The sequence below is a fragment of the Salinispora tropica CNB-440 genome (genome assembly GCF_000016425.1).
Classification (GTDB): domain Bacteria; phylum Actinomycetota; class Actinomycetes; order Mycobacteriales; family Micromonosporaceae; genus Micromonospora; species Micromonospora tropica.
Map to the genome: position 1 here is coordinate 3,618,308 of NC_009380.1, position 20,134 is coordinate 3,638,441.

The window sequence follows — 20,134 nt, forward strand, 5'->3', positions numbered from 1 at the left end:
CCGTACCGGCACCCGACCGGGTGCCGCGCCCCTTAGCCTAGTGGGTACTCTATGAGCCAGCACCGAGGCCGCCGGCGGCACTGTCCCCGTATTCCAACCGGTAGAGAAACGGAGCTCAAACCTCCGACAGTGTGGGTTCGAATCCCACCGGGGACACGATCTGCACGAGAACGCTGAGCGCCCCCGACGGCCTGGCCGTCGGGGGCGCTCAGCGTTTCTGCGAATGACGTGACGGCCCGTTGCGTGACGGCGCGACTGGCCACGACCAGTTCCCGTTCCAGGGCTTCGGGTGGCGTCGATGTAGCGTGGCGACGGTGAGCCAGGTCAGAGGTCGCGGGAACAGCGTGCATCAGCCGGGTGGGTCTGCTGCGACACAACTGTTGGCGGCGGCGCAGGCGGGTAGCGGCGACGCCTTCGGCCGTTTGGTGGGGCCGCTGCGGGACGAGCTTCGGGCGTACTGCTACCGGATGCTGGGGTCGATTCATGACGCGGAGGACGCGGTCCAGGACACCCTGGACCGGGCGTGGCGCAGCCTGGAGCGGTTCGAGGATCAAGGGTCGATCCGACCGTGGTTGTACAAGATCGCGACAAACCGAGCACTGACGATCATTGAACGCAGCGAGCGGCGACGGGAGCTGCCCACCGACCTGAGCCCGGAAGGGACACCGCTGGCCGAGGCGACATGGCTGGAGCCGTACCCGGACCACCTGATGAGCTGGACGGCGCGACTGACCCCGGAAGCCCGCATCGTCGCCCGAGAGAGCGTGGAGCTGGCGTTCGTCGCCGCCTTGCACCATCTGTCGGCGTCGCAGCGAGCGGTGCTGTTGCTGCGCGACGTGCTCGGCTACTCCGCCAGGGAGGCCGCCGGCGTGTTGGACACCACAGTCGCCGCCGTCAACAGCGCTCTTCAGCGGGCCCGCAAGGTCGTCATCGAACGACGTCCGGAACCCAGCCAGCAGCAGACCCTCAAGACGCTCGGCGACGCGGCACAACGGGAGGTCGCCCAGCGGTACCTGACCGCATGGGAGGCCGGTGACGTTGACGCCATCGTGGCGATGCTGACGGAGAACGCACGGTACTCGATGCCGCCGCTGGCGACCTGGTACGTCGGCCGGGCAGAAATCCGCGCCTTCCTGGTCGGTGCGGTCCTGCGGCATCGCTGGCGGTTCCTGCCGGTGCAGGCGAACGGACAGCTCGCGTTCGGCACGTACCTGTGGAGCCACGAGCGGGGCGCGTATGTCCCGGCCGGTCTGGACCTGCTGGCGCTGCGGGGTCGGCAGGTGGTCGAGGTGGTCTCGTTCCTCGATGCCGACTTCCCGACCTTCCGGTTGCCGGACCACCTGACGTGAGGTGACCTGCGGACGCGCGATGAGTTTGCCGACCGGTCCGGGTTGTAGTCCTGACGGGAAGTATCGACCTGGAAGGACCAAGCCCACCATGGCTACCAACGAGGAACAGATCCGCGCACTGATCGAGCGCTGGGCCGACGCGGTCCACCGCGGCGACCTCACCAGCGTCCTCGCCGACCACAGCGAGGACATCGTCATGTTCGACGTGCCGCCACCGCATCAGGGAGTACGTGGCCTCGACGCCTACCGCGAGACGTGGACACCGTTCTTTCCGTGGCAGGCCCAGGGCGCCTCCTTCGAAATCGAGTCCCTGGAGATCACCGCCGGTGACGATGTCGCCTTCGCGTACGCCCTGCTACGCTGCGGCACCGAGCGCGACTTTGCCGACAATCCTCACACCCGTTTACGACTGACGCTCGGTCTACGCAAGCACGCCGAAGGGTGGGTCGTCGCCCATGAGCACCACTCCTTCCCACGCACCGACCCCACCGCGGCCAAGCCGGCTCCCGAGCGAGACCACGCCGCCGCCGAACAGGAGCTGCGCCGGTTACACCAGCACTGGTTCGACAGCACAGCCGGCAAAGACCTCGACGGCCTGATGACCCCCATCGCCGACGACGTCGTCTCCTACGAACACGACCAGCTACTGCAGCACGTCGGGGTCGAAGCCGTCCGTGAGGTATGCAGGGCCGGACTCGACGCGGCCGGCGACAGCACCGTCACCTGGAACGTTCCCGACCTAAAGATCGTGGTCGACGGTGATCTCGCCGTCTCCTGGGGCCTCAACCACGTGTCGGTGGTACCCGCTGGCGGCGATGCCGTAGACAGCTGGTCCCGTGGAACCCGCATCTTTCAGCGCAGCAACGGCGCCTGGCTCCTGACCCACCAGCACCTCTCCCACCCCTACGACCCAGCCACCGGCCGCGCGAAGACCGACCTGCGTCCGTAATCCAGCCGTGGCGATGATTCCTGAACATTAGGCAATCTTTAAGCGCTACCAGCAAATAAAATTCGTCCTTGACGCGTTGAAAGTCGTACGGATTCGAGGAATGATGTCGACCATGCCCTCTTCCCCGGATCCGGTACGGCCCTATGCGAGCCTCGATGACACCGACCGCGCCATCCTGGCGGAGCTGACGATGGACGGCCGCCTCCCGAACAATGCCCTTGCCGAGCGGGTAGGGGTGGCGCCATCGACCTGCCTCGCGCGGACCAGGGCGCTACGCGGATGCGGGGCGATCCGCGGCTTCCACGCCGAGGTGGATCCTGCGGCGATGGGCCTGCCACTACAGGCGCTGATCTCGGTACGACTCTCCGCCCACGACCGGGCCGTGGTGGACGCCTTCCGGGCCCGGTCGGTACGCCTACCAGGGGTGGTGGCGGTGTTCCACGTGGCCGGCGCGGACGACTACGTGCTGCACGTCCGGGCGGCGTCGGCGGATGCGCTGCGGGACTTCGCGCTCGACCACCTGGCAGTCGATCCGGCGGTGCAGCACACCCAGACCAGCCTGATCTTCGAGCAGGTACGGGGCCTGGGGTAAGACGGATCACAGTCTCGGTGACGCACCGAAACAGGATCTTCACGTCTATGTCACGCCTGGGACGCGGACCGCGCCTAGCTTTGGTTTCGGTGGTGGTTGGCACTCCCGGTCGGGACGGGTCGGGAGATGCCAGGTTGTGGTGCACCGGGCCGGAGTCGACGGATTCCGCGAAGCCGGTCCGGTGCTCACTCTCTCGCCCGGTGCGCCCTACCGGACCGACTCAGAGTCGACCGCCACCTGCTGCCGGGGCGGTTCGGTGTTGACCTCACGCCGGGACGGCGTGGCGCCACGGGCAGCGGCGACGACAGTCCGGGCATGACGGGCGCGCAGCAAGGCCCGCAGCGCGAACGCGACCGCGACACCCCAGGCGAGCGCCAGCAGGGCATACCCCACGGGCCGCACACCCCCATCGAGATCGAGGGCGTGCATCAGCGTACGAGCGTTGGTCAGCACGATCACACCGCCAACCACCGCGCCGAGCAGTTGGGCCGGAACAAGGCGTATCAGCCAGGCGGCCACCGGCGCCGCGATCAGACCACCGGCGAGGAGCGCGAGCACCATCGGCAACAGAAAGCCCTCGGAACCAAGCCCGATCAGGAAGCCGACGCTGGCCGCACCGGCGACGAGGAACTCGGCGGTGTCCACCGAGCCGATCACCTTGCGGGGTTCCAGTCGCCCGCTGACCAGCAGCGCGGGGGTTGCCACCGGGCCCCATCCCCCGCCACCGGTGGCGTCGACGAAACCGGCGACCAGTCCCAGGGGGCTCAGGAAACGACCGCGTAACCGCCCGGCCCGCCGCTCGGTGCGCAGTGGTCGGGCGAAGCGCACCAGCAGGTACGCGCCAAGGGTAAACAAGATGGCGGCCATCCAAGGCGCGGCGGCAGCAGTGGAGAGGGCGGACAGAAAGGTCGCTCCGGCGAACGCGCCGAGGGCACCAGGCACCGCGATCCGTCGGACGACGCGCCAGTCGACGTTGCCGAACCGCCAGTGCGCCACCCCCGCCGCGAGCGTGGTGCCCACCTCCGCAAGGTGCACCGAAGCCGAGGCAGCGGCCGGCGCGATTCCGGCGAGCAGGAGCAGAGTCGAGGAGGTCAGCCCGTATGCCATGCCGAGGGCACCGTCAACGAGCTGCGCGGCCAACCCGACGAGCGCGAGGACCAGCAGCTTGCGCACCGCGCCTCCCTAGTTTTCGGATATCTCCTATCGACTTGGTCGACAATGCGGGATGAGTGGGGCCTGGGTCAACCATGTTCGACAGCGATTCTCGGCTCAGGTCCCGGCGCGGCTCAGGTCCCGGCGCTCTCGGGACAGGTCCCGGCGCTCTCGGCTCAGGTCCAGGCGCGTGGGTCGGCGACCAGGTCGGTAACCCGCGCCGGGAGGGCACCGTCGGCCACGTCGGCTACGGTGACCAGCTCAAGGATCTGGCGTTCGCTTGCCCGCAGGGCAATCCACACATCCTGCAGTGCCCGCGCGGCACCGTGATAGCCGAGCTGCTCCGGGCGCTGTCCACGAACGTGGGCCAGCGGACCGTCGATCACCCGAATCACCTCGGCGAGGGAGATCTCGCCCGCCGGCCGTGCCAGCCAGTAGCCTCCCTCCGGGCCCCGCTGGGCCTGCACCACGCCGCCCCGACGCAGCTGCAACAGGATGCTCTCCAGGAACTTCGGCGGGATCTCCTGAGCCCGGGCGATCTGGTCGGCTGTCACGAACCGCCCCCGACCGGTCGAGACACCGCCGGTCGCCGAGGCGAGCTCGGCGACTGCGCGAAGGGCATAGTCAACCCGGGCGGAGAGACGCATGGCAGACAGGCTAGCCGGCTCGGCCACCAACGGCCGATCGTCCCTCGACCCGCCGGGCCGGAGGCCCGTGCAGGGCCGCCACCTCCGGGCCTTCGAACGCTTACAGGCTGGAGCCGCCGTGCCCCGTGACACGACGGCTCCAGATCTTGGGCCCAACGGGCATGTGGTGCGGTTGACCGAGATCAGACCCGGTATGCCAGCAAGTCCAGGCGTTGGAACTCGACGGGTTCGACGACGGTGGCGAGGGGCTCGAAGGAGCTGTCGAGCACACTGATACCGTTCGCCCGCCGAACCAGCACCTTGTCGTCAGCGGTAAACAGGATGCTTCGGATCTCTCCCTCACCTGGCAGCGGCACTGTCGCGCCCGTGGTGGTGTCGACGACATCAAAGCTGTCATCTTGGCGCGACGGATCGGTGCCATGCCAGCCGACCGCGACGTATCGACCATCCGTCGATATGCTTCGAACGGCCCAGCCGTCCCACTTCAGCGCTTCATCGGCAGGCGGAGTGTAGTCGTACTTCCGTACCTGCTGCCCATCCGTCACATACCGCGTGCCATCCTCTTGCGCAGCCAGCCACCTCCCGTCGGCGGACCAACCTTCCACGTTCTCCATCCGAGGGCTGCCGGCCACCGGCTCCTTGGCGGCCACATCCAGGAGCACAAATCGCGTATCCGCCAGCCGCACTCCCAGCAGATCATTGCCGTTCCACAGCAGGGCCCGAGAGCCGAGGCAGTTGACATCACTCAGCACGCTCGTCATCACCGGCCTTTCTCCCGGCTCCCCCAGAGCACCCACCAGCAGTTCTCCACTGTGACGATCCGTGCTGCTGCCCTTGACATAGGCCACCCACCTGCCGTCCGGGGAGACGGTGAGGGTGTTCCCGGGGCACAGGTCATCGTCCGAGAGCGGGAAGCGGGTAACCACGTTGTGGGCGTCGCCCTGCACGGCGTGAACGGTGGCCTCGTCGCCAAAACTCAGGTAGTAACGGGTACCGGGAAGCCCTGGTTGCTCGGCTGGGGGCGACGAGGACAGAGACGGAGACGGGGACGGGTCGGCCGGCGGCGATGGGGAAACAGTGACCGACGGAGAGTCGGCTGGCAGCGGCGCCGGACCGTCGGCACGGGGAATCACGGCGAGGGCCGTGCCGGTCGCGCCGAACAGCGCGAGGACAGCGGCGGACGTGACGATCGCGCGCTGGATGACGAGCCGACGGGAGGTGTGCAAAACCCGGTCGTGCAGGTCGGCAGTGTTGACCTCTTCCGCCAGATCGGCGAGGTCGAGCCGGAGGCGGTCGTGTTTCATCGGGCGCTTCCTTCCGAGACGTACAGTTCGCCGAGCTCTGGTGCGACAGTGCGTAACTTGGCCAAGGCCTTGGAGGTCTGGCTCTTGACAGTGCCGACAGTGACGCCGAGCAGGCCGGCGGCCTCCATTTCGGTACGGTCCTCGAAGAAGCGCAGCACCAGCACCGCCCGCTGCTTCGCGGAGAGCTGGGCCAAGGCGTTCCGCAACGTGAGCCGCATGATGGTCTGGTGCGCGGCGTCTGAATCCGAACTGCTGTCGCTTCGATCAGGCAAGTCACCCGGCATCGACTCGCCTACACGTCGACGTCGCCACCAGGAGACTTGGAGGTGGTACATAGTCTTGCGGGTGTAGGCTTCGGCATTCCCACTCTCATGCAGCCGTTTCCACGACCGGTGTGTCCGCGCGAGGGCCGACTGAACGAGATCCTCGGCAAGGTGCTGGTCACCCGTCAGAAGGTAGGCCGACCGCAAAAGCGCGGGCGTACGGGTCCGGACGAACGTTTCGAACTCTGTCAGCAAAGGGTCCACACGAGCCGATCCTTGGGAGAGGCGGTCCATCGACATTTACGCCCCACTAGACGCTCAGCCCAAGCCATTTGGTTGCCGCACGGCCGAAATCTCGGAGCACATTTTCACGGTCAACAACTGACTTCGATCAACCCCGCCACCGAGATGCCCGCCTGGGCGCCCGCTCCGAACGCCGTTAGCCGGCACCCGCTTTCGGGTACCGGCTAACCGGAGTGGTGATGTTGTCGTGTCGATCGTGTCGGAGGTTGAACGCTACTAACCGCCCGAAGCCTCGATACCGGTCCCGCGCTGGCCGTCACTCGCCAACTCTGCGCAGCAAGCCCTCCTGCACCGCACTGGCGATCTGCCGGCCGTCCCGGGTGAACATGCGACCGGCCGCCAACCCCCGCGCCCCAGACGCCGAGGGGCTCCAGCAGTCGTAGAGAAACCACTCGTCGGCGCGGAACGGCCGGTGGAACCAGAGGGCGTGATCGAGGCTGGCGCCCACCACACCGCCGGGCCCCCACACCTCTCCGTGTACCGACAGCACCGAGTCCAGCAGGGTGAGATCGGAGGCGTACGTCAGGGCGCAGGCGTGCAGCAGCGGGTCGTCCGGGAGCTTGCCGTCGATCCGCATCCACACCCGCTGGTTCGGCTCGGCCGGCCGGTCACCAGGGCGCACCCAGCCGGGCTCACCGACGTAGCGGACGTCGATCGGCCGGGGAATCAGCGCCCAGATACCCAACCGCTCCGGGTAGCGGGCGAGCCGGTCGGTCATCGTCGGCACCTCGTCCGGGCCGGGCACGTTCGGCGGGGACGGCGCATGGTGGTCCAGCCCCTCCTCCTGGCGCTGGAAGGACGCCGACATGAAGAAGATCGGTTTGTCGTGCTGGAGCGCCACCGACCGGCGGACCGAGAAGGAACGACCGTCGCGAACGCACTCGACCTGGTAGTCGATGGGCTCACTCGGATCGCCCGGTCGCACGAAGTAACCGTGCAGAGAGTGCACGAAGCGTTCCGGATCGACCGTCCGCCCGGCGGCGACCAGCGCCTGACCGGCGACCTGCCCCCCGTACACCCGCTGCGGGCCGACCTGCGGACTCATCCCCCGGAAGGCTCGCTCACCGGTCGGGCTGAGGTCCAGAACCTCCAGCAGTTGATCGACCGCGGCCTGACCGACCACCGCACCGGACGCGCTCATCGGACCTCCAATCGCGACCGTGGGGATCGCGATCCCGGCTCGCTCCGCACACTCACTGGAGCGCCCGGGCCGCGGCGAGGTCGACCAGCGACCCGAGCTGGTGCACGCGAAGGGTGTTGGTCGAGCCGGGAGTTCCGGGCGGACTACCGGCGACGATCACGACGTAATCGCCGGGGTTGGCCCGACCGAGGCCGAGCAGCGCCTCGTCGACCTGCCGGAACATGGCGTCGGTGTGCTCAACGAAGGGCATCAGGAAGGTCTGCACACCCCAGGAGAGGGCGAGCTGGTTACGCACCTCCGGCACCGGGGTGAAAGCGAGTAGCGGCAGGTCACAGTGCAGTCGGGAGAGCCGCCGGACGGTGTCGCCGGTCTGCGAGAACGCCACCAGGGCTTTGGCGTCGATCGCCCGGGCGATCGACGACGCGGCGATGGTAAGCGCGCCCCCGTGGGTACGTGGATCGTGCTGGAGCCGAGGCACCGCGATCGAGCCGGCCTCCGTCGTCGCCACGATCTTTGCCATGGTGCTCACGGTGAGCACCGGGTACTTCCCGACGCTGGTCTCGCCGGAGAGCATCACCGCGTCCGCGCCGTCGAGCACGGCGTTGGCCACATCGGAGGCCTCAGCACGGGTGGGCCGGGAGTTCTCAATCATGGAGTCGAGCATCTGGGTGGCGACGATGACCGGCTTGGCGTTCTCTCGGCAGAGCTGCACCGCGCGCTTCTGCACCAGGGGCACCTGGTCCAGCGGCATCTCCACGCCGAGGTCACCACGGGCCACCATGACCCCGTCGAAGGCCAGGACGATCGCCCCAAGCTGCTCCACTGCCTCCGGCTTCTCCACCTTGGCCAGCACCGGCCGGTGCACGCCCTCCTCGGACATGATGGAGTGGACCTGCTTGATGTCGTCGGCGGAACGGACGAAGGAGAGCGCCACCAGGTCGGCACCGAGGCCGAGGGCGAACCGCAGGTCCTCGGCGTCCTTGTCCGAGAGCGCGGGGACACTGACCGCTACGTTTGGCAGCGACACACCCTTGTTGTTGGAGACCGGTCCGCCCTCGGTGACCAGGCAACGGATGTCGTTGCCGGTAACGTCGGTGACCTCGACCGCGACTCGGCCGTCGTCGATGAGCAGCCGGTCGCCGGGCTTCACCTCCTGGGGAAGCTTGCGGTAGGTGCAGGCAACCCGATCCCGGGTACCGAGGATGTCATCACTGGTGATCACCACCGAGTCACCGGTGCGCCACTCGTGCGGGCCGTCGGCGAACCGGCCAAGCCGGATCTTGGGGCCCTGGAGATCGGCGAGGACCGCGACCGGCCTCCCCGCCGCCTCGGCCGCCTCCCGAACCAGCCGGCAGACCGCCTCGTGGTCGGCATGGCTGCCGTGGCTGAAGTTGAGCCTCGCCACATCCATTCCGGCCTCAACGAGGCCGCGAATACGCTCCGGCGAGGAGGTGGCGGGGCCAAGTGTGCAAACAATCTTTGCGCGGCGTGTCACGCCCATCAGGCTAATCTCTCCTCCGGGCCGGACCGCGGGCCGACCCCTGTCGCAGTGCGAACACGTTCTCCGACGTTGCGCGGCTGCACGGCCGGCAGTGGATAACCGCCGGGAACGTCGTGGGGGGGCGGGCGTCGGCGACCGCGCGCCCCGAGATCGTACCGCCCGCGCTAGGCCTGACAGGAAGGCACGGGTGAACAGCGCGCAGAAAGTCGATCTCTGTCGCTGGCTTTCCCGTTCCCCGCCCCACCGCGAAAGAGGGAAGAACCCGCGCCTCGGTCAGGCCGAAGCAGCTCGGCACGCGCCCGCGGGAGGCAATCGGACCAGCTGGCACAGCCCCGTGGGGCGGTCGGCATGCCGACCGCCCCACGGGGAGCATTCCTAGACAGCCAGGCAGTTGGGGCGGATCGACTCGTCGCGCAACGCCTGCCGGATCACCGTGTAGGTCGTCCCGTCCAGTGCCAACCCAAGGTGCCCGACCAGCCGCAGCGGACACCAGGACTGGATCAGCACGTTGCGCGCTCCGTCGGCCAGCGCAGCGTTGCCCACCGGCCGCACCAACTGGTCCTGCCACGTACGGATGGTGGTGTAGCTGACCGAGCCGGGAGTGTCGTCACCGGCGTTGAGGTCGGCGAGGAAGTCCGAGCCGATCGTCATCTGCTGGCATGCCACCACCCCGGCGCAGCTACCGAGCCCGAGGAAGGCGACGATGTTGGCCACATACGTCCCGTACTGCGGGCTGCCGAGGCTGACGTACCGACCGACGGCCCCGGTGCCGCCGAGTTGCTTCAGGTAGTAGCGGGCCACCAGGCCCCCCTCGGAGTGCCCCACCAGATCCACCCGGTTGGCGCCGGTGGTGGCGCGAACCTGGTCGACATAGTCGGCGAAGGCGCGGGCCGAGGTCGGGATGTCGCCGAAACCCAGCCCTGGCAGTTCATAGACGAAGGAACGGAAGCCGTCGGCATCCAGCCGCGCGGCGAGCGGCCCGTACGCGAAGGCGAAGCCGCTCAACCCGCCGACGATGATCACTGGGTTGTCGGCCGCCACGGCCGGGCCGGCCGTGGCGTTGTGGACGCTACTCGGTGGGACGTGGGAAGTGGACGCCGGCTCAGCCGCGGCACCGGCAGGTGCCGCACTGGCGGATGCTGCACTGGCGGCGACGCCAGGGACGGCGAGCGTGACGCCGAGTGCGAACGCGAGCACGATGGCGGTCTTTCGAAGCAACATGGCTGCAACTCCATGAGGGTGGTGGGTGCGGTGCGAGTCCGATCGACCGGTGCGAACGATGATGCGGGCAGAGATTCTCGTTCGTCAATGCTCGGCTACCCCCCAGTAACCTGTTGTTCCATCAACGGCACACTCCGGCCGTCCAGACAAAGGCCTCCATAGGGAAAAAACTCACAGACAGGCCACACCACGGCGCAGACACAGCCCCACGGAAGTGAGTTGGTATACCTAGACTTGTAGTAGTGATGCTATCTTCCGGAGTATGACTACAGTCGAACGGCCGGGGGCTGTTGCGGCCCCCCGAAATCTCGACGACCACCTGGTCCTCGACGTTCGGGACCTACGCATGCGCTACGGCACCGTGGACGTGCTGAACGGCGTCGACCTCACCGCCCAACGGGGCGAGGTGATCGCACTGCTCGGGCCGAACGGTGCCGGCAAGACCACCACCATCGAGATCCTCGAGGGCTTCCGGCTGCCCTCAGCCGGCTCGGTCCGGGTACTCGGCGTTGACCCCGCCAACGGCGACGAGCGGTGGCGGGCCCAACTCGGCGTGGTGCTCCAGTCCTGGCGGGACCACGGCCGGTGGCGGGTGCGGGAACTCCTCTCCCACCTCGGCGACTACTACGCGCCGTACGCGACCGACCAGATCCAGCGCCCGTGGCCGGTGGACGAACTGCTGGCGGCCGTCGGCCTGACCGCACACGCCGGTGCGCGGGTGTCCCGGCTCTCCGGCGGGCAACGTCGGCGACTCGACGTGGCGGTCGGCATTGTGGGCCGGCCAGAGCTGCTCTTCCTGGACGAGCCGACGGTCGGCCTCGACCCGGCTGCCCGACGCGAGTTCCACGAGCTCGTGCACCGCCTCGCCGACCTGGACCACACCACCATCCTGCTGACCACCCATGATCTGGCCGAGGCGGAGAAGCTCGCCGACTCGATCGTCATCCTGGCCAACGGCCGGATCATCGCGCAGGGCTCGCCGGACCAGCTCTCCCGCCGGCTGACCACCGATGCGGAGGTCCGCTGGACCTGCGACGGCGTACGCCACGTACACGCCACCATGGACGCCACCGGCTTCCTGCGCGACCTGCTCGGCGACTACGGCGACCGGGTGCAGGAACTGGAGGTACGCCGAGCCAACCTGGAGGATGCGTACCTGGCCCTGGTGCACGAGGAGGAGACCGGAATCCGTACCGGCTGGGCCGAACGGGTGTGGCAGCAGCAGGAGGAGAACTGATGAGCCCGACGACCACCGCACTCCGGGCCGGCCTGCGGCGTGGGCTGATCGAGTTACGCAGCACCTTCACCAACTTTCAGGACCTGTGGAACTACTTCTTCCCCACGTTGGTGCTGCTGATCGCCGTCTTCTTCATGCGCGGGGCGACGGTGCCCGGCACCGACTTCTCCCTCGGCGCCCGGACACTGCCCAGCGCACTGGGCATGGGCCTACTCTTCGGCGGGCTGCTCGGGCTCGCCCAGCAACTCGTCGTGGACCGGGAGGACGGCACCCTGCTCCGCGCCAAGGCCATCCCGAACGGCATGCTCGGCTACCTGGTCGGCAAGCTGGTGCTGGTCTCGTCGGTCGCGATGATCGGCCTGGTCATCCAGCTGACTCCCGGGGTGTTCTTCCTGGAGGGGCTACGGCTGGGCGATCCCGGTGCCTGGCTCACCCTGGCCTGGGTGGTGCCGCTCGGGCTGGTGGCGACGCTCCCGCTGGGCGCGATGATCGGCTCTTTGATCGAGAACCCCCGCAACATGGGGCTGGTGGTGCTGCCGGTTATGGGCCTCATCGCCGTCTCCGGCATCTTCTACCCGATCAACGACCTGCCCGGCTGGCTCCAGGGCGTCGCCCAGGTCTTTCCGCTCTACTGGCTAGGCTTGGGCATGCGCTCCGCGCTGCTTCCAGCCGACCTGGCGGCCGTCGAGATCAGTGAATCCTGGCGTCATCTGGAGATGGTTGCCGTCCTCGGTGCCTGGGCGGTGCTCGGGCTCGCCCTGGCGCCGGTGCTGCTGCGCCGGATGGCCCGCCGGGAGTCCGGTTCGCGCGTCGCGGCCCGACGGGAGCAGGCCATGCAGCGGGTCGGATGAGAGGACATCGATGAGCGAGACCGTGCACAACCGGATCGCGGTGCTGCGCGCCGAACGGGGCATCTCCCGGCGACAGCTCGCCGACGCGCTCGGTGTGCACTACCAGACCATCGGCTACCTGGAGCGGGGGGAGTTTCGGCCCAGCCTGCACCTGGCGCTGCGAATCGCCGCGTACTTCGAGGTGCCGGTCGAGGTGGTCTTCTCGATCGAACCGTTCCCCCGCATCGGCGACGCCACCGCCGGGAGCCGCCGTTCAGCGTGAACCCAGGGGCGGTGTCCCGCACCACCACCAGCGGCGTCCCGCACCGCCCGCCCGACACCGGCGGCCGACAGTCCGTATTGGACTGTCGGCCGTCGGGCAGGATCAGCCGGTGACGGCGTTAAGCGCCGGCAGGTAGCCGTCGCGGTAGCCCTCGTCGTTGGGGTGGTACGCCTCGATAATCTTGGTGACGTCGTTGATCCAGGGCTCGTCGCCGCAGACGCCGTGGCCGGCGAAGTAGGAACGGGGATCGGCGAAGGTGGCTCCCGCCGCGGCGGCGCGGTCGGCGGTGATGCTGGTCAGGAGGTCGGCAGCTTCGTTGAGCTGCTGCCGCTTGGCGGTACTCATCCCGAACAGGCCACACCAGCCGGTCTCGAAGAGGCGTGGGTAACCGAGCACGACCAGCCGGGCGTTCGGCGCCCGGTCACGGATCGCCGCGTAGGTGGCGTCCAGCCGACCGGGCAGGGTGGTCTGAGCGAAGTCCCGGGCCTCGTCGACGGCCTCCTCGCAGGCCGAGGTGCTGCCGAACCGACAGGTGAGCATCACGCTGGCGAAGCCGGCGTCATTACCACCGATGGTGACGGTCACCATCGTGGTGCTGGTGCTGAGTGAGTCGACCTGGCTGTTGATGACGTCGGCGGTAACCGCGCCACCACAGGCCGGGAACTGAAAGCTGGTCACCGCATTCGCCGCGGCCCAGCGTGGGGCGTAGGACTTCTGGCTACGCAGGCAGCTGGACCCGTCGTACGGGCCGGCGCCGACACCGGAGGAGTACGAGTCGCCGAGCGCGACATAGTTGATGGTCGCGGCCTGCGCAGCGCTGGGGAGCAGCACCGCGCCGACAACGGCGACACACAGGGCGACCAACGCTGCCAGGGCGCGGACGGGTGCACGGGGTGGCATGTGGACCTCCACAGGGCCGGGGGGTGGTGGAGCCCAGAAACCGCGCGCGTGGCCAGGGTAGAGCTTTGTTACTAGCTGGTAATACTACCGAAGCAATTCACAAAAGTGAATGCACTAGACCGCCGGCCCGTCCACAGCGGCCAGCGGGTGGCCACAGCCACGGCTGCCACACCCCTCAGACGGCCAGCGGCCGGGCACCCGGTTCCACCGGCGCCGGTAGCGAACCCCGCCCATCCAGGTACGAGTGGATGGCGGCAGCAGCAGCCCGGCCCTCGGCGATCGCCCACACGATCAACGACGCACCCCGGTGCATGTCTCCGGCGACGAAGACGCCGTCCACGTCGGTCTGCCAGTCCGAACGGGCGTCCACCGCGCCCCGTTCGTTGCGGGACACCCCGAGCTGCTCAAGCAGCGGCTGCGGCTCCGTGCCGTCGAAACCGATCGCCAGCAGCACCAGATCGGCCGGCAGCTCCCGCTCGGTGCCCGGCACCGGGGTGACGACTCGCCGACCGGCGCTCTTCTCGACCGTCACCTCGGCGATGCGGACCGCCCGCACCGCGCCGCTGCCGTCGTCCACGAACTCCTGCACGGCGACGGCGAAGATCCGCTCCCCGCCCTCCTCGTGTGCCGGGTACTCCCGCAGGATCCACGGCCAGGTCGGCCACGGATCCCGCGCCTCGTCCCGCGCCTGGGACGGCTGCGGATAGAGGTCAAGCTGGTACACCGCGGTGGCACCCTGTCGGTGTGCGACGCCGAGGCAGTCCGCGCCGGTGTCTCCGCCACCGATGATGACGACGTTCCGGCCGGCCGCGTCGATCGGCGTACCGTCCGGCAACACCGCGGCGGCCGGAGGGTTGGCCTCCGCGGCGGCGACCACCCGGTTGGCCGCGACGAGGTGCCCCATCGCCTGGTGAATCCCGCGTAGCGATCGGCCGGGGGTTGCTGGCGTGTCCCGGCTGGCGAGGGCGCCGCAGGCGAGCAGCACCGCGTCGTGCTCGGCCCGCAGCTGCTCGGCGGTTACCTCGACACCGACCTCCACCCCGGTCCGGAAACGCACTCCCTCGGCGGCGAGCTGCGCCAGCCGCCGGTCGATGTGATGCTTCTCCAGCTTGAAGTCCGGGATGCCGTACCGCAGCAGGCCACCGAGGGCGTCGTCCCGCTCGTACACGGTGACCGCGTGCCCGGCCCGGACCAGTTGCTGCGCAGCGGCGAGCCCGGCGGGCCCGGAGCCGACCACCGCCACCGACCTGCCGCTGGCGCGCGGCACCGACCGGGGCCGCAGCCCGCCGTGGGCTACGGCAGCATCAGCGATCGCCACCTCGACCTGTTTGATCGTGACCGGCTGCTGGCCGCCGAGACCGAGTACACAGGCCGCCTCGCAGGGTGCCGGGCAGAGCCGACCGGTGAACTCCGGAAAGTTGTTGGTGGCGTGCAGCGTCTCCACCGCGGCATCCCAGCCACCGGTACGGACCAGGTCATTCCAGTCCGGGATGCGATTGCCCAGCGGGCAGCCATCGTGGCAGAACGGAATACCGCAGTCCATGCAGCGAGTGGCCTGCTCCCGGATCAGCTGTTCACCCGCCGGTGGGTAGACCTCACGCCAGTCCATGATCCGCACCGGCACGGGCCGGCGGGCGGGCAGTTGCCGGTCGTAACGCAGGAAACCAAACGAGTCAGGCACGAGCTACCTCCTGGGCGGCCATCTGCGAGACGGGCGACACCGGCGTGGACGGTCCGGACGACGTGGGCTGCGTTGCCGGCGCCGCCAGGGCACTCATCACCGCGTCGTCCACGTCGTAGCCGGCGGCTTCGGCAGCCCGCATGATCTCCAGCACCCGGCGATAGTCTCGGGGCACCACGGCGGTGAACTCCTCCACCGCCTCCGACCAGCGTTTGAGCAAGTCCTCGGCGACCGCCGAGTCGGTCTCGGTGAAGTGCCGCTGGACCAGGTCGTAGAGGGTCGCCTGCTCCTGCTCACTCAGGGGCGTCAGGTCCACCAACTCCGTGTTGACCCGCCGGCGATCCAACCGCCACACGAACGCGGTCCCACCGGACATCCCGGCCGCGAAGTTCCGCCCCGTCGGCCCCAGCACTACGATGGTGCCGCCGGTCATGTACTCGCAGCCGTGGTCGCCGACGCCCTCGACGACAGCTGCCGCCCCGGAGTTGCGTACCGCGAACCGCTCCCCCACCCGACCGCGGAGGAAGACCTCACCTGCCGTGGCGCCGTAGAGGATGGTGTTGCCGGCGATGATCTGATCCTCCGCCCGCCGGCCCGGCATGGTCTCCACGTTGACAAAGGGCGAGGCCCGATCCGGGCGAAGCACCAGCCGCCCACCGGAGAGGCCCTTGCCGACGTAGTCGTTGGCGTCGCCGTGCAGGCGCAGGGTGACACCGGATGGCAGGAACGCACCGAACGACTGCCCGACGGTGCCGTGCAGGTCAAACTCGATCGTGTCGGTGGGCAGGCCGGCCCCGCCGTGGCGACGGACCACCTCACCCCCGAGCATCGCGCCGACGCTGCGGTGCTCGTTGCGCACCGACAGCTGTGTCCGTACCCGGGACCCGGCGCGCAACGCCGGCTCGGCGAGCGCGATCAGCTCGTTGTCCAACGCCAGCCCAAGACCGTGGTCCTGGGCGCGGACGCCCCGCCGGGCGGTCTCCTCGGGTAGCTCCGGCAGGCGCAGGACGGGGCTCAGGTCGATGCCGACCGCCTTCCAGTGATCGACCGCGGGGGCGACATCGAGCAGTTCGGTCCGGCCGATCGCCTCGTCGATCGAGCGCAGACCCAGCTCGGCGAGGTACCCACGAACCTCCTCGGCGAGGAAGAGGAAGAAGTTCTCCACGAACTCCGGCCGGCCAGTGAACCGCTCGCGCAGCACCGGGTTCTGGGTGGCGATGCCGACCGGGCAGGTGTCCAGATGACAGACCCGCATCATCACGCAGCCCTCGACGATCAGCGGGGCGGTGGCGAAGCCGAACTCCTCCGCGCCGAGCAGGGCCGCGACCAGCACGTCCCGACCGGTCTTGAGCTGGCCGTCAACCTGCACGGTGACCCGGTCACGGAGCTTGTTGAGCAGCAGCGTCTGCTGCGCCTCGGCCAGGCCCAGCTCCCACGGGGTGCCCGCGTGCTTGAGCGAGTTCAGCGGGGACGCGCCGGTGCCGCCGTCATGCCCGGAGATGAGGATGACATCGGCCTTCAGCTTCGCCACGCCCGCCGCCACCGTGCCCACCCCGACCTCGCTGACCAGCTTGACGTGCACCCGCGCCGCCGGGTTGACGCACTTGAGGTCATGAACGAGCTGGGCCAGGTCCTCGATGGAGTAGATGTCGTGGTGTGGTGGCGGGGAGATCAGGCCGACCCCGGGGGTGGCGTGACGAGTCCGGGCGATCCACGGCCAGACCTTGTTCCCGGGAAGTTGGCCGCCCTCACCGGGCTTGGCACCCTGTGCCATCTTGATCTGCAGGTCATCGGCGTTCACCAGGTACTCGGTGGTGACCCCGAACCGGCCGCTGGCGATCTGCTTGACCGCCGAACGACGGGTCGGATCGTACAGCCGCTGGACGTCTTCGCCCCCCTCGCCGGTGTTGGACTTGCCGCCGAGCCGATTCATCGCGACCGCGAGGGTCTCGTGCGCCTCCACCGAGATCGACCCGTAAGACATGGCGCCGGTAGCGAAGCGCCGAACGATCTCGCTGGCCGGCTCGACCTCCTCGATCGGCACCGGCGGGCGCACTCCGGTGCGCAGCGCGAACCGCCCCCGCAGCGCGCCCCCCTGGGCGGCCAGGGCGTCAACCTTCGAGGTGTACGCCCGGAACACGTCGTACTGCCGGCTGCGGGTGGCGTGCTGGAGCAGGAAGACGGTCTCCGGGTTGAACAGGTGCAGCTCGCCCTCGCGCCGCCACTGGTACTCGCCACCAACATCCAGTCGGTCGCTCGTCGCCGCCCCCGGCGCCGGCCAGGCGAGGGCGTGTCGAGCAGCGACCTCGACGTGAATCCCGTCCAGGTCAATCCCGCCGATCTTGCTGGGCGTGCCCCGGAAATACCGCTCGATCAGTTGGCTGTCCAGCCCAACCGCCTCGAAGACCTGGGCACCGCAGTACGACGACACGGTCGAGATACCCATCTTGGACATGATCTTCAAAACGCCCTTGCCGAGCGCCCTGACGTAGTTGCGAACCGCGGTGCCCGGCTCGACGCCGACCAGCGCGCCGGTCGAGATCATGTCCTCCACCGACTCGAACGCCAGGTACGGGTTGACCGCCACCGCGCCGTACCCGACCAGCACGGCCGCGTGGTGGACCTCCCGGCAGTCGCCGGACTCCACGATCAGCGACACCTGGGTTCGGGTCTGTTCCCGAACCAGATGCTGGTGCACCGCCGCGGTCAGCAGCAGCGACGGGATTGGGGCGAGGTTGGCGTTGGAGTCCCGATCCGAGAGGACGAGGATGCGCACGCCATCCTCGATGGCCTCGGAGACGTGCCGACAGATCTCGGTCAGCCGCGCCCGAATGCCCGCGCCGCCCTCCCGGATCCGGTACAGGCCGGAGACCCGGACCGCCTTGAATCCGGGGAGGTTCCCGTCCTCGTCGATCGAGAGGATCTTTGCCAGCTCGTCGTTGTCGATCACCGGATAGGGGAGCTCGAGCTGCCGGCAGCTCGCCGGACCCGGGTCGAGCAGGTTGCCCTCCGGCCCGACCGTGGACTGGAGGCTGGTCACCAACTCCTCTCGGATGGCATCCAGCGGCGGGTTCGTAACCTGGGCGAAGAGCTGGTGGAAGTAGTCGTAGAGCAACCGGGGTCGGGTGGACAGCGGGGAGATCGGGGTGTCCGTGCCCATCGAGCCAATCGGCTCGGCTCCGACTCGCGCCATCGGCGCGAGGAGAATCTTCAGCTCCTCCTCGGTGTAGCCGAACGCCTGTTGCCGGCGGCGTACCGAGTCATGGGTGTAGACGATGTGCTCCCGGGCCGGCAGGTCGGTCAGCTCGATGAGGCCGGCGTGGAGCCACTCCTCGTACGGTTGGGCCGCCGCCAGCTCGGCCTTGATCTCGTCGTCGTGCACGATCCGGCCGCCCACGGTGTCCACCAGGAACATCCGCCCGGGCTGCAGGCGCCCCTTGGCAACCACGGTGGCCGGATCCAGGTCCAGCACGCCCGCCTCGCTGCCGAGCACGACCAGCCCGTCGGAGGTCTGCCACCAGCGGCCGGGACGCAGGCCGTTGCGATCCAGCACCGCCCCGACAATCTCGCCGTCGGTGAACGCCACCGAGGCCGGCCCGTCCCAGGGCTCCATCAGGCTGGCGTGGAACCGGTAGAAGGCCCGTTGGTCGGCGGGCATGTCCGGGTCGTTCTCCCAGGCCTCCGGAATCATCATCAACACCGCGTGCGGCAGGCTTCGCCCCGCCAGGTGCAGCAACTCCAGGACCTCGTCAAAGTTGGCCGAGTCGGACACGCCCGGCGTGCAGACCGGGAAAATCCGACGAATGTTGCCCGGCAGTGCCGCACCGGCTCCACCGGCGAGCATCGACTCCCTCGCCTGCATCCAGTTCCGGTTGCCCCGGATGGTGTTGATCTCGCCGTTGTGGGCGATAAACCGGAACGGGTGCGCCAGGGGCCAGGACGGGAACGTGTTCGTGGAGAAGCGGGAGTGCACCAGCGCGATGGCGCTGCACATCCGCTCGTCGGTCAGCTCCGGGTAGAACTCCGGCAGCTGGTCCGGTGTGAGCATGCCCTTCCAGACCATCGTGCGGCCGGACAGCGACGGAAAGTATGCCGGCACGCCGCGCTCCGCCGACTCCCGCTCGGCCTGCCTCCGGACGCAGTACGCCACTCGCTCCAGCTCGAGGCCGGTCAACCGGGAACCAGCCGGGCCCGTCGTCGAGTCGGTAAGCCGGTGCGCGGTGACGAAGATCTGCCGGACCCGGGGCATCGCCGCATGCGCCGTCGCGCCCAGGCCAGCCGGGTCCACCGGCACGTCCCGCCACCCAAGCAGGTCGGCTCCCTCGACCAACGCGTACTTCTCCACCACCCGACGGGCTCGAAGCTCGGCCTCGTCGTCATCGGGCAGAAAGACCAGGCCGGTCGCGTACTCGCCGATCGGGGGCAGCGGGAAGTCCACCACCGCACGCAGCAGCGCGTCCGGCACCTGGATCAGGATTCCCGCGCCGTCGCCGGTGTTCGGCTCCGCGCCCCGGGCACCCCGATGGTCCAGCCGGCGCAGAGCGGCGAGCCCGTTCGCCACCACCCCGTGCGACCGCCGGCCACGCAGGTCCGCCACGAACGCCACCCCGCACGCGTCACGTTCGTACGCGGGGTCGTAGAGCCCGGCTGTGGACCCGTTCGGGCCGGGGTGCGGAACCTGCTGCGGGATGCGGTGCGGGTACGGAACGGCCACCCGGGCCTCCTGTCGTCACTCAGGCTGAATCTTGGTCGGGACGACGTCGGCCCTCAAGGGTCATTTG

The 20,134-nt window shown here is 68.9% G+C and carries 16 protein-coding genes and 1 tRNA gene; 7 read left to right on the forward strand and 10 right to left on the reverse strand.

Annotated features, from left to right (window positions below; translation table 11 throughout):
- Positions 1 to 82: 82 nt before the first annotated feature.
- The 4 genes from STROP_RS15785 to STROP_RS15800 all read left to right on the forward strand — a co-directional run bounded on the left by STROP_RS15785 (position 83) and on the right by STROP_RS15800 (position 2,890).
- Positions 83 to 156: transfer RNA gene (locus tag STROP_RS15785), tRNA-Leu, on the forward strand.
- A gap of 188 nt (positions 157 to 344) precedes the next feature.
- Positions 345 to 1,349, forward strand: coding sequence for a sigma-70 family RNA polymerase sigma factor (locus tag STROP_RS15790; RefSeq protein WP_012014363.1), 1,005 nt, complete (start codon positions 345 to 347; stop codon positions 1,347 to 1,349).
- 88 nt (positions 1,350 to 1,437) lie between these two features.
- Positions 1,438 to 2,298, forward strand: coding sequence for a YybH family protein (locus STROP_RS15795; protein ID WP_012014364.1), 861 nt, complete (start codon positions 1,438 to 1,440; stop codon positions 2,296 to 2,298).
- Positions 2,299 to 2,410: 112 nt separating this feature from the next.
- Entirely contained in the window at positions 2,411 to 2,890 is a 480-nt protein-coding gene (locus STROP_RS15800; protein ID WP_012014365.1) for an Lrp/AsnC family transcriptional regulator, read from the forward strand.
- 207 nt (positions 2,891 to 3,097) lie between these two features.
- Here the strand turns inward: STROP_RS15800 and STROP_RS15805 are convergent, their stop codons facing one another.
- From STROP_RS15805 to STROP_RS15835, 7 genes are all read right to left on the reverse strand, one after another.
- The gene (locus STROP_RS15805; RefSeq protein WP_012014366.1) at positions 3,098 to 4,063 is read right to left on the reverse strand and encodes a sulfite exporter TauE/SafE family protein; all 966 of its coding nucleotides are present in this window, start codon (positions 4,061 to 4,063) and stop codon (positions 3,098 to 3,100) included.
- A 155-nt stretch (positions 4,064 to 4,218) separates the two neighbouring features.
- Positions 4,219 to 4,689 (reverse strand): RrF2 family transcriptional regulator, encoded by a 471-nt coding sequence (locus tag STROP_RS15810; protein ID WP_026275086.1) that lies wholly within the window; start codon positions 4,687 to 4,689, stop codon positions 4,219 to 4,221.
- A gap of 182 nt (positions 4,690 to 4,871) precedes the next feature.
- Positions 4,872 to 5,993, reverse strand: a complete 1,122-nt coding sequence (locus tag STROP_RS15815) for a WD40 repeat domain-containing protein (RefSeq protein ID WP_012014368.1) — start codon at positions 5,991 to 5,993, stop codon at positions 4,872 to 4,874.
- A complete protein-coding gene (locus tag STROP_RS15820) occupies positions 5,990 to 6,520 on the reverse strand; it encodes a SigE family RNA polymerase sigma factor (protein ID WP_026275087.1) in 531 nt (176 codons plus the stop codon). Before STROP_RS15820 ends, STROP_RS15815 begins: the two co-directional genes overlap by 4 nt.
- Positions 6,521 to 6,815: 295 nt before the next feature.
- Complete coding sequence (locus tag STROP_RS15825) at positions 6,816 to 7,700, reverse strand: acyl-CoA thioesterase (protein ID WP_012014370.1); 885 nt, start codon at positions 7,698 to 7,700, stop codon at positions 6,816 to 6,818.
- 52 nt (positions 7,701 to 7,752) lie between these two features.
- Positions 7,753 to 9,201, reverse strand: coding sequence for a pyruvate kinase (gene pyk / locus STROP_RS15830; protein WP_012014371.1), 1,449 nt, complete (start codon positions 9,199 to 9,201; stop codon positions 7,753 to 7,755).
- Positions 9,202 to 9,576: 375 nt separating this feature from the next.
- A complete protein-coding gene (locus tag STROP_RS15835; RefSeq protein WP_012014372.1) occupies positions 9,577 to 10,422 on the reverse strand; it encodes an esterase/lipase family protein in 846 nt (281 codons plus the stop codon).
- Between the two features lie 262 nt (positions 10,423 to 10,684).
- On the opposite strand from STROP_RS15835, the gene STROP_RS15840 reads away from it, so the two are divergent.
- Genes STROP_RS15840 through STROP_RS15850 form a run of 3 tightly spaced genes read left to right on the forward strand, consistent with a single transcriptional unit; the run spans position 10,685 to position 12,772 of the window.
- The gene (locus tag STROP_RS15840; RefSeq protein WP_012014373.1) at positions 10,685 to 11,659 is read left to right on the forward strand and encodes an ABC transporter ATP-binding protein; all 975 of its coding nucleotides are present in this window, start codon (positions 10,685 to 10,687) and stop codon (positions 11,657 to 11,659) included.
- The gene (locus tag STROP_RS15845) at positions 11,659 to 12,510 is read left to right on the forward strand and encodes an ABC transporter permease (protein ID WP_012014374.1); all 852 of its coding nucleotides are present in this window, start codon (positions 11,659 to 11,661) and stop codon (positions 12,508 to 12,510) included. Before STROP_RS15840 ends, STROP_RS15845 begins: the two co-directional genes overlap by 1 nt.
- Before the next feature lie 10 nt (positions 12,511 to 12,520).
- A complete protein-coding gene (locus STROP_RS15850) occupies positions 12,521 to 12,772 on the forward strand; it encodes a helix-turn-helix transcriptional regulator (protein WP_012014375.1) in 252 nt (83 codons plus the stop codon).
- 102 nt (positions 12,773 to 12,874) lie between these two features.
- On the opposite strand, the gene STROP_RS15855 is transcribed toward STROP_RS15850, so the two are convergent.
- The 3 genes from STROP_RS15855 to gltB form a co-directional block, all read right to left on the reverse strand.
- Entirely contained in the window at positions 12,875 to 13,672 is a 798-nt protein-coding gene (locus STROP_RS15855; protein ID WP_012014376.1) for an SGNH/GDSL hydrolase family protein, read from the reverse strand.
- A 175-nt stretch (positions 13,673 to 13,847) separates the two neighbouring features.
- Positions 13,848 to 15,353: a glutamate synthase subunit beta gene (locus STROP_RS15860; protein WP_012014377.1), complete on the reverse strand. Its 1,506-nt coding sequence runs from the start codon at positions 15,351 to 15,353 to the stop codon at positions 13,848 to 13,850.
- Complete coding sequence (gene gltB / locus STROP_RS15865) at positions 15,346 to 20,067, reverse strand: glutamate synthase large subunit (RefSeq protein ID WP_012014378.1); 4,722 nt, start codon at positions 20,065 to 20,067, stop codon at positions 15,346 to 15,348. The genes STROP_RS15860 and gltB overlap by 8 nt, the downstream gene beginning before the upstream one ends.
- Between the last annotated feature and the right edge of the window lie 67 nt (positions 20,068 to 20,134).

What these genes read in the sequence shown, in the direction of transcription:
- pyk (WP_012014371.1), bottom strand. Translation starts at nt 9,201, where the DNA reads ATGGGCGTGACACGCCGCGCAAAGATTGTTTGCACACTTGGCCCCGCC.
- STROP_RS15850 (WP_012014375.1), top strand. Translation starts at nt 12,521, where the DNA reads ATGAGCGAGACCGTGCACAACCGGATCGCGGTGCTGCGCGCCGAACGG.
- STROP_RS15795 (WP_012014364.1), top strand. Translation starts at nt 1,438, where the DNA reads ATGGCTACCAACGAGGAACAGATCCGCGCACTGATCGAGCGCTGGGCC.
- STROP_RS15810 (WP_026275086.1), bottom strand. Translation starts at nt 4,689, where the DNA reads ATGCGTCTCTCCGCCCGGGTTGACTATGCCCTTCGCGCAGTCGCCGAG.
- STROP_RS15855 (WP_012014376.1), bottom strand. Translation starts at nt 13,672, where the DNA reads ATGCCACCCCGTGCACCCGTCCGCGCCCTGGCAGCGTTGGTCGCCCTG.
- STROP_RS15835 (WP_012014372.1), bottom strand. Translation starts at nt 10,422, where the DNA reads ATGTTGCTTCGAAAGACCGCCATCGTGCTCGCGTTCGCACTCGGCGTC.
- STROP_RS15800 (WP_012014365.1), top strand. Translation starts at nt 2,411, where the DNA reads ATGCCCTCTTCCCCGGATCCGGTACGGCCCTATGCGAGCCTCGATGAC.
- STROP_RS15840 (WP_012014373.1), top strand. Translation starts at nt 10,685, where the DNA reads ATGACTACAGTCGAACGGCCGGGGGCTGTTGCGGCCCCCCGAAATCTC.
- STROP_RS15825 (WP_012014370.1), bottom strand. Translation starts at nt 7,700, where the DNA reads ATGAGCGCGTCCGGTGCGGTGGTCGGTCAGGCCGCGGTCGATCAACTG.
- STROP_RS15845 (WP_012014374.1), top strand. Translation starts at nt 11,659, where the DNA reads ATGAGCCCGACGACCACCGCACTCCGGGCCGGCCTGCGGCGTGGGCTG.
- STROP_RS15815 (WP_012014368.1), bottom strand. Translation starts at nt 5,993, where the DNA reads ATGAAACACGACCGCCTCCGGCTCGACCTCGCCGATCTGGCGGAAGAG.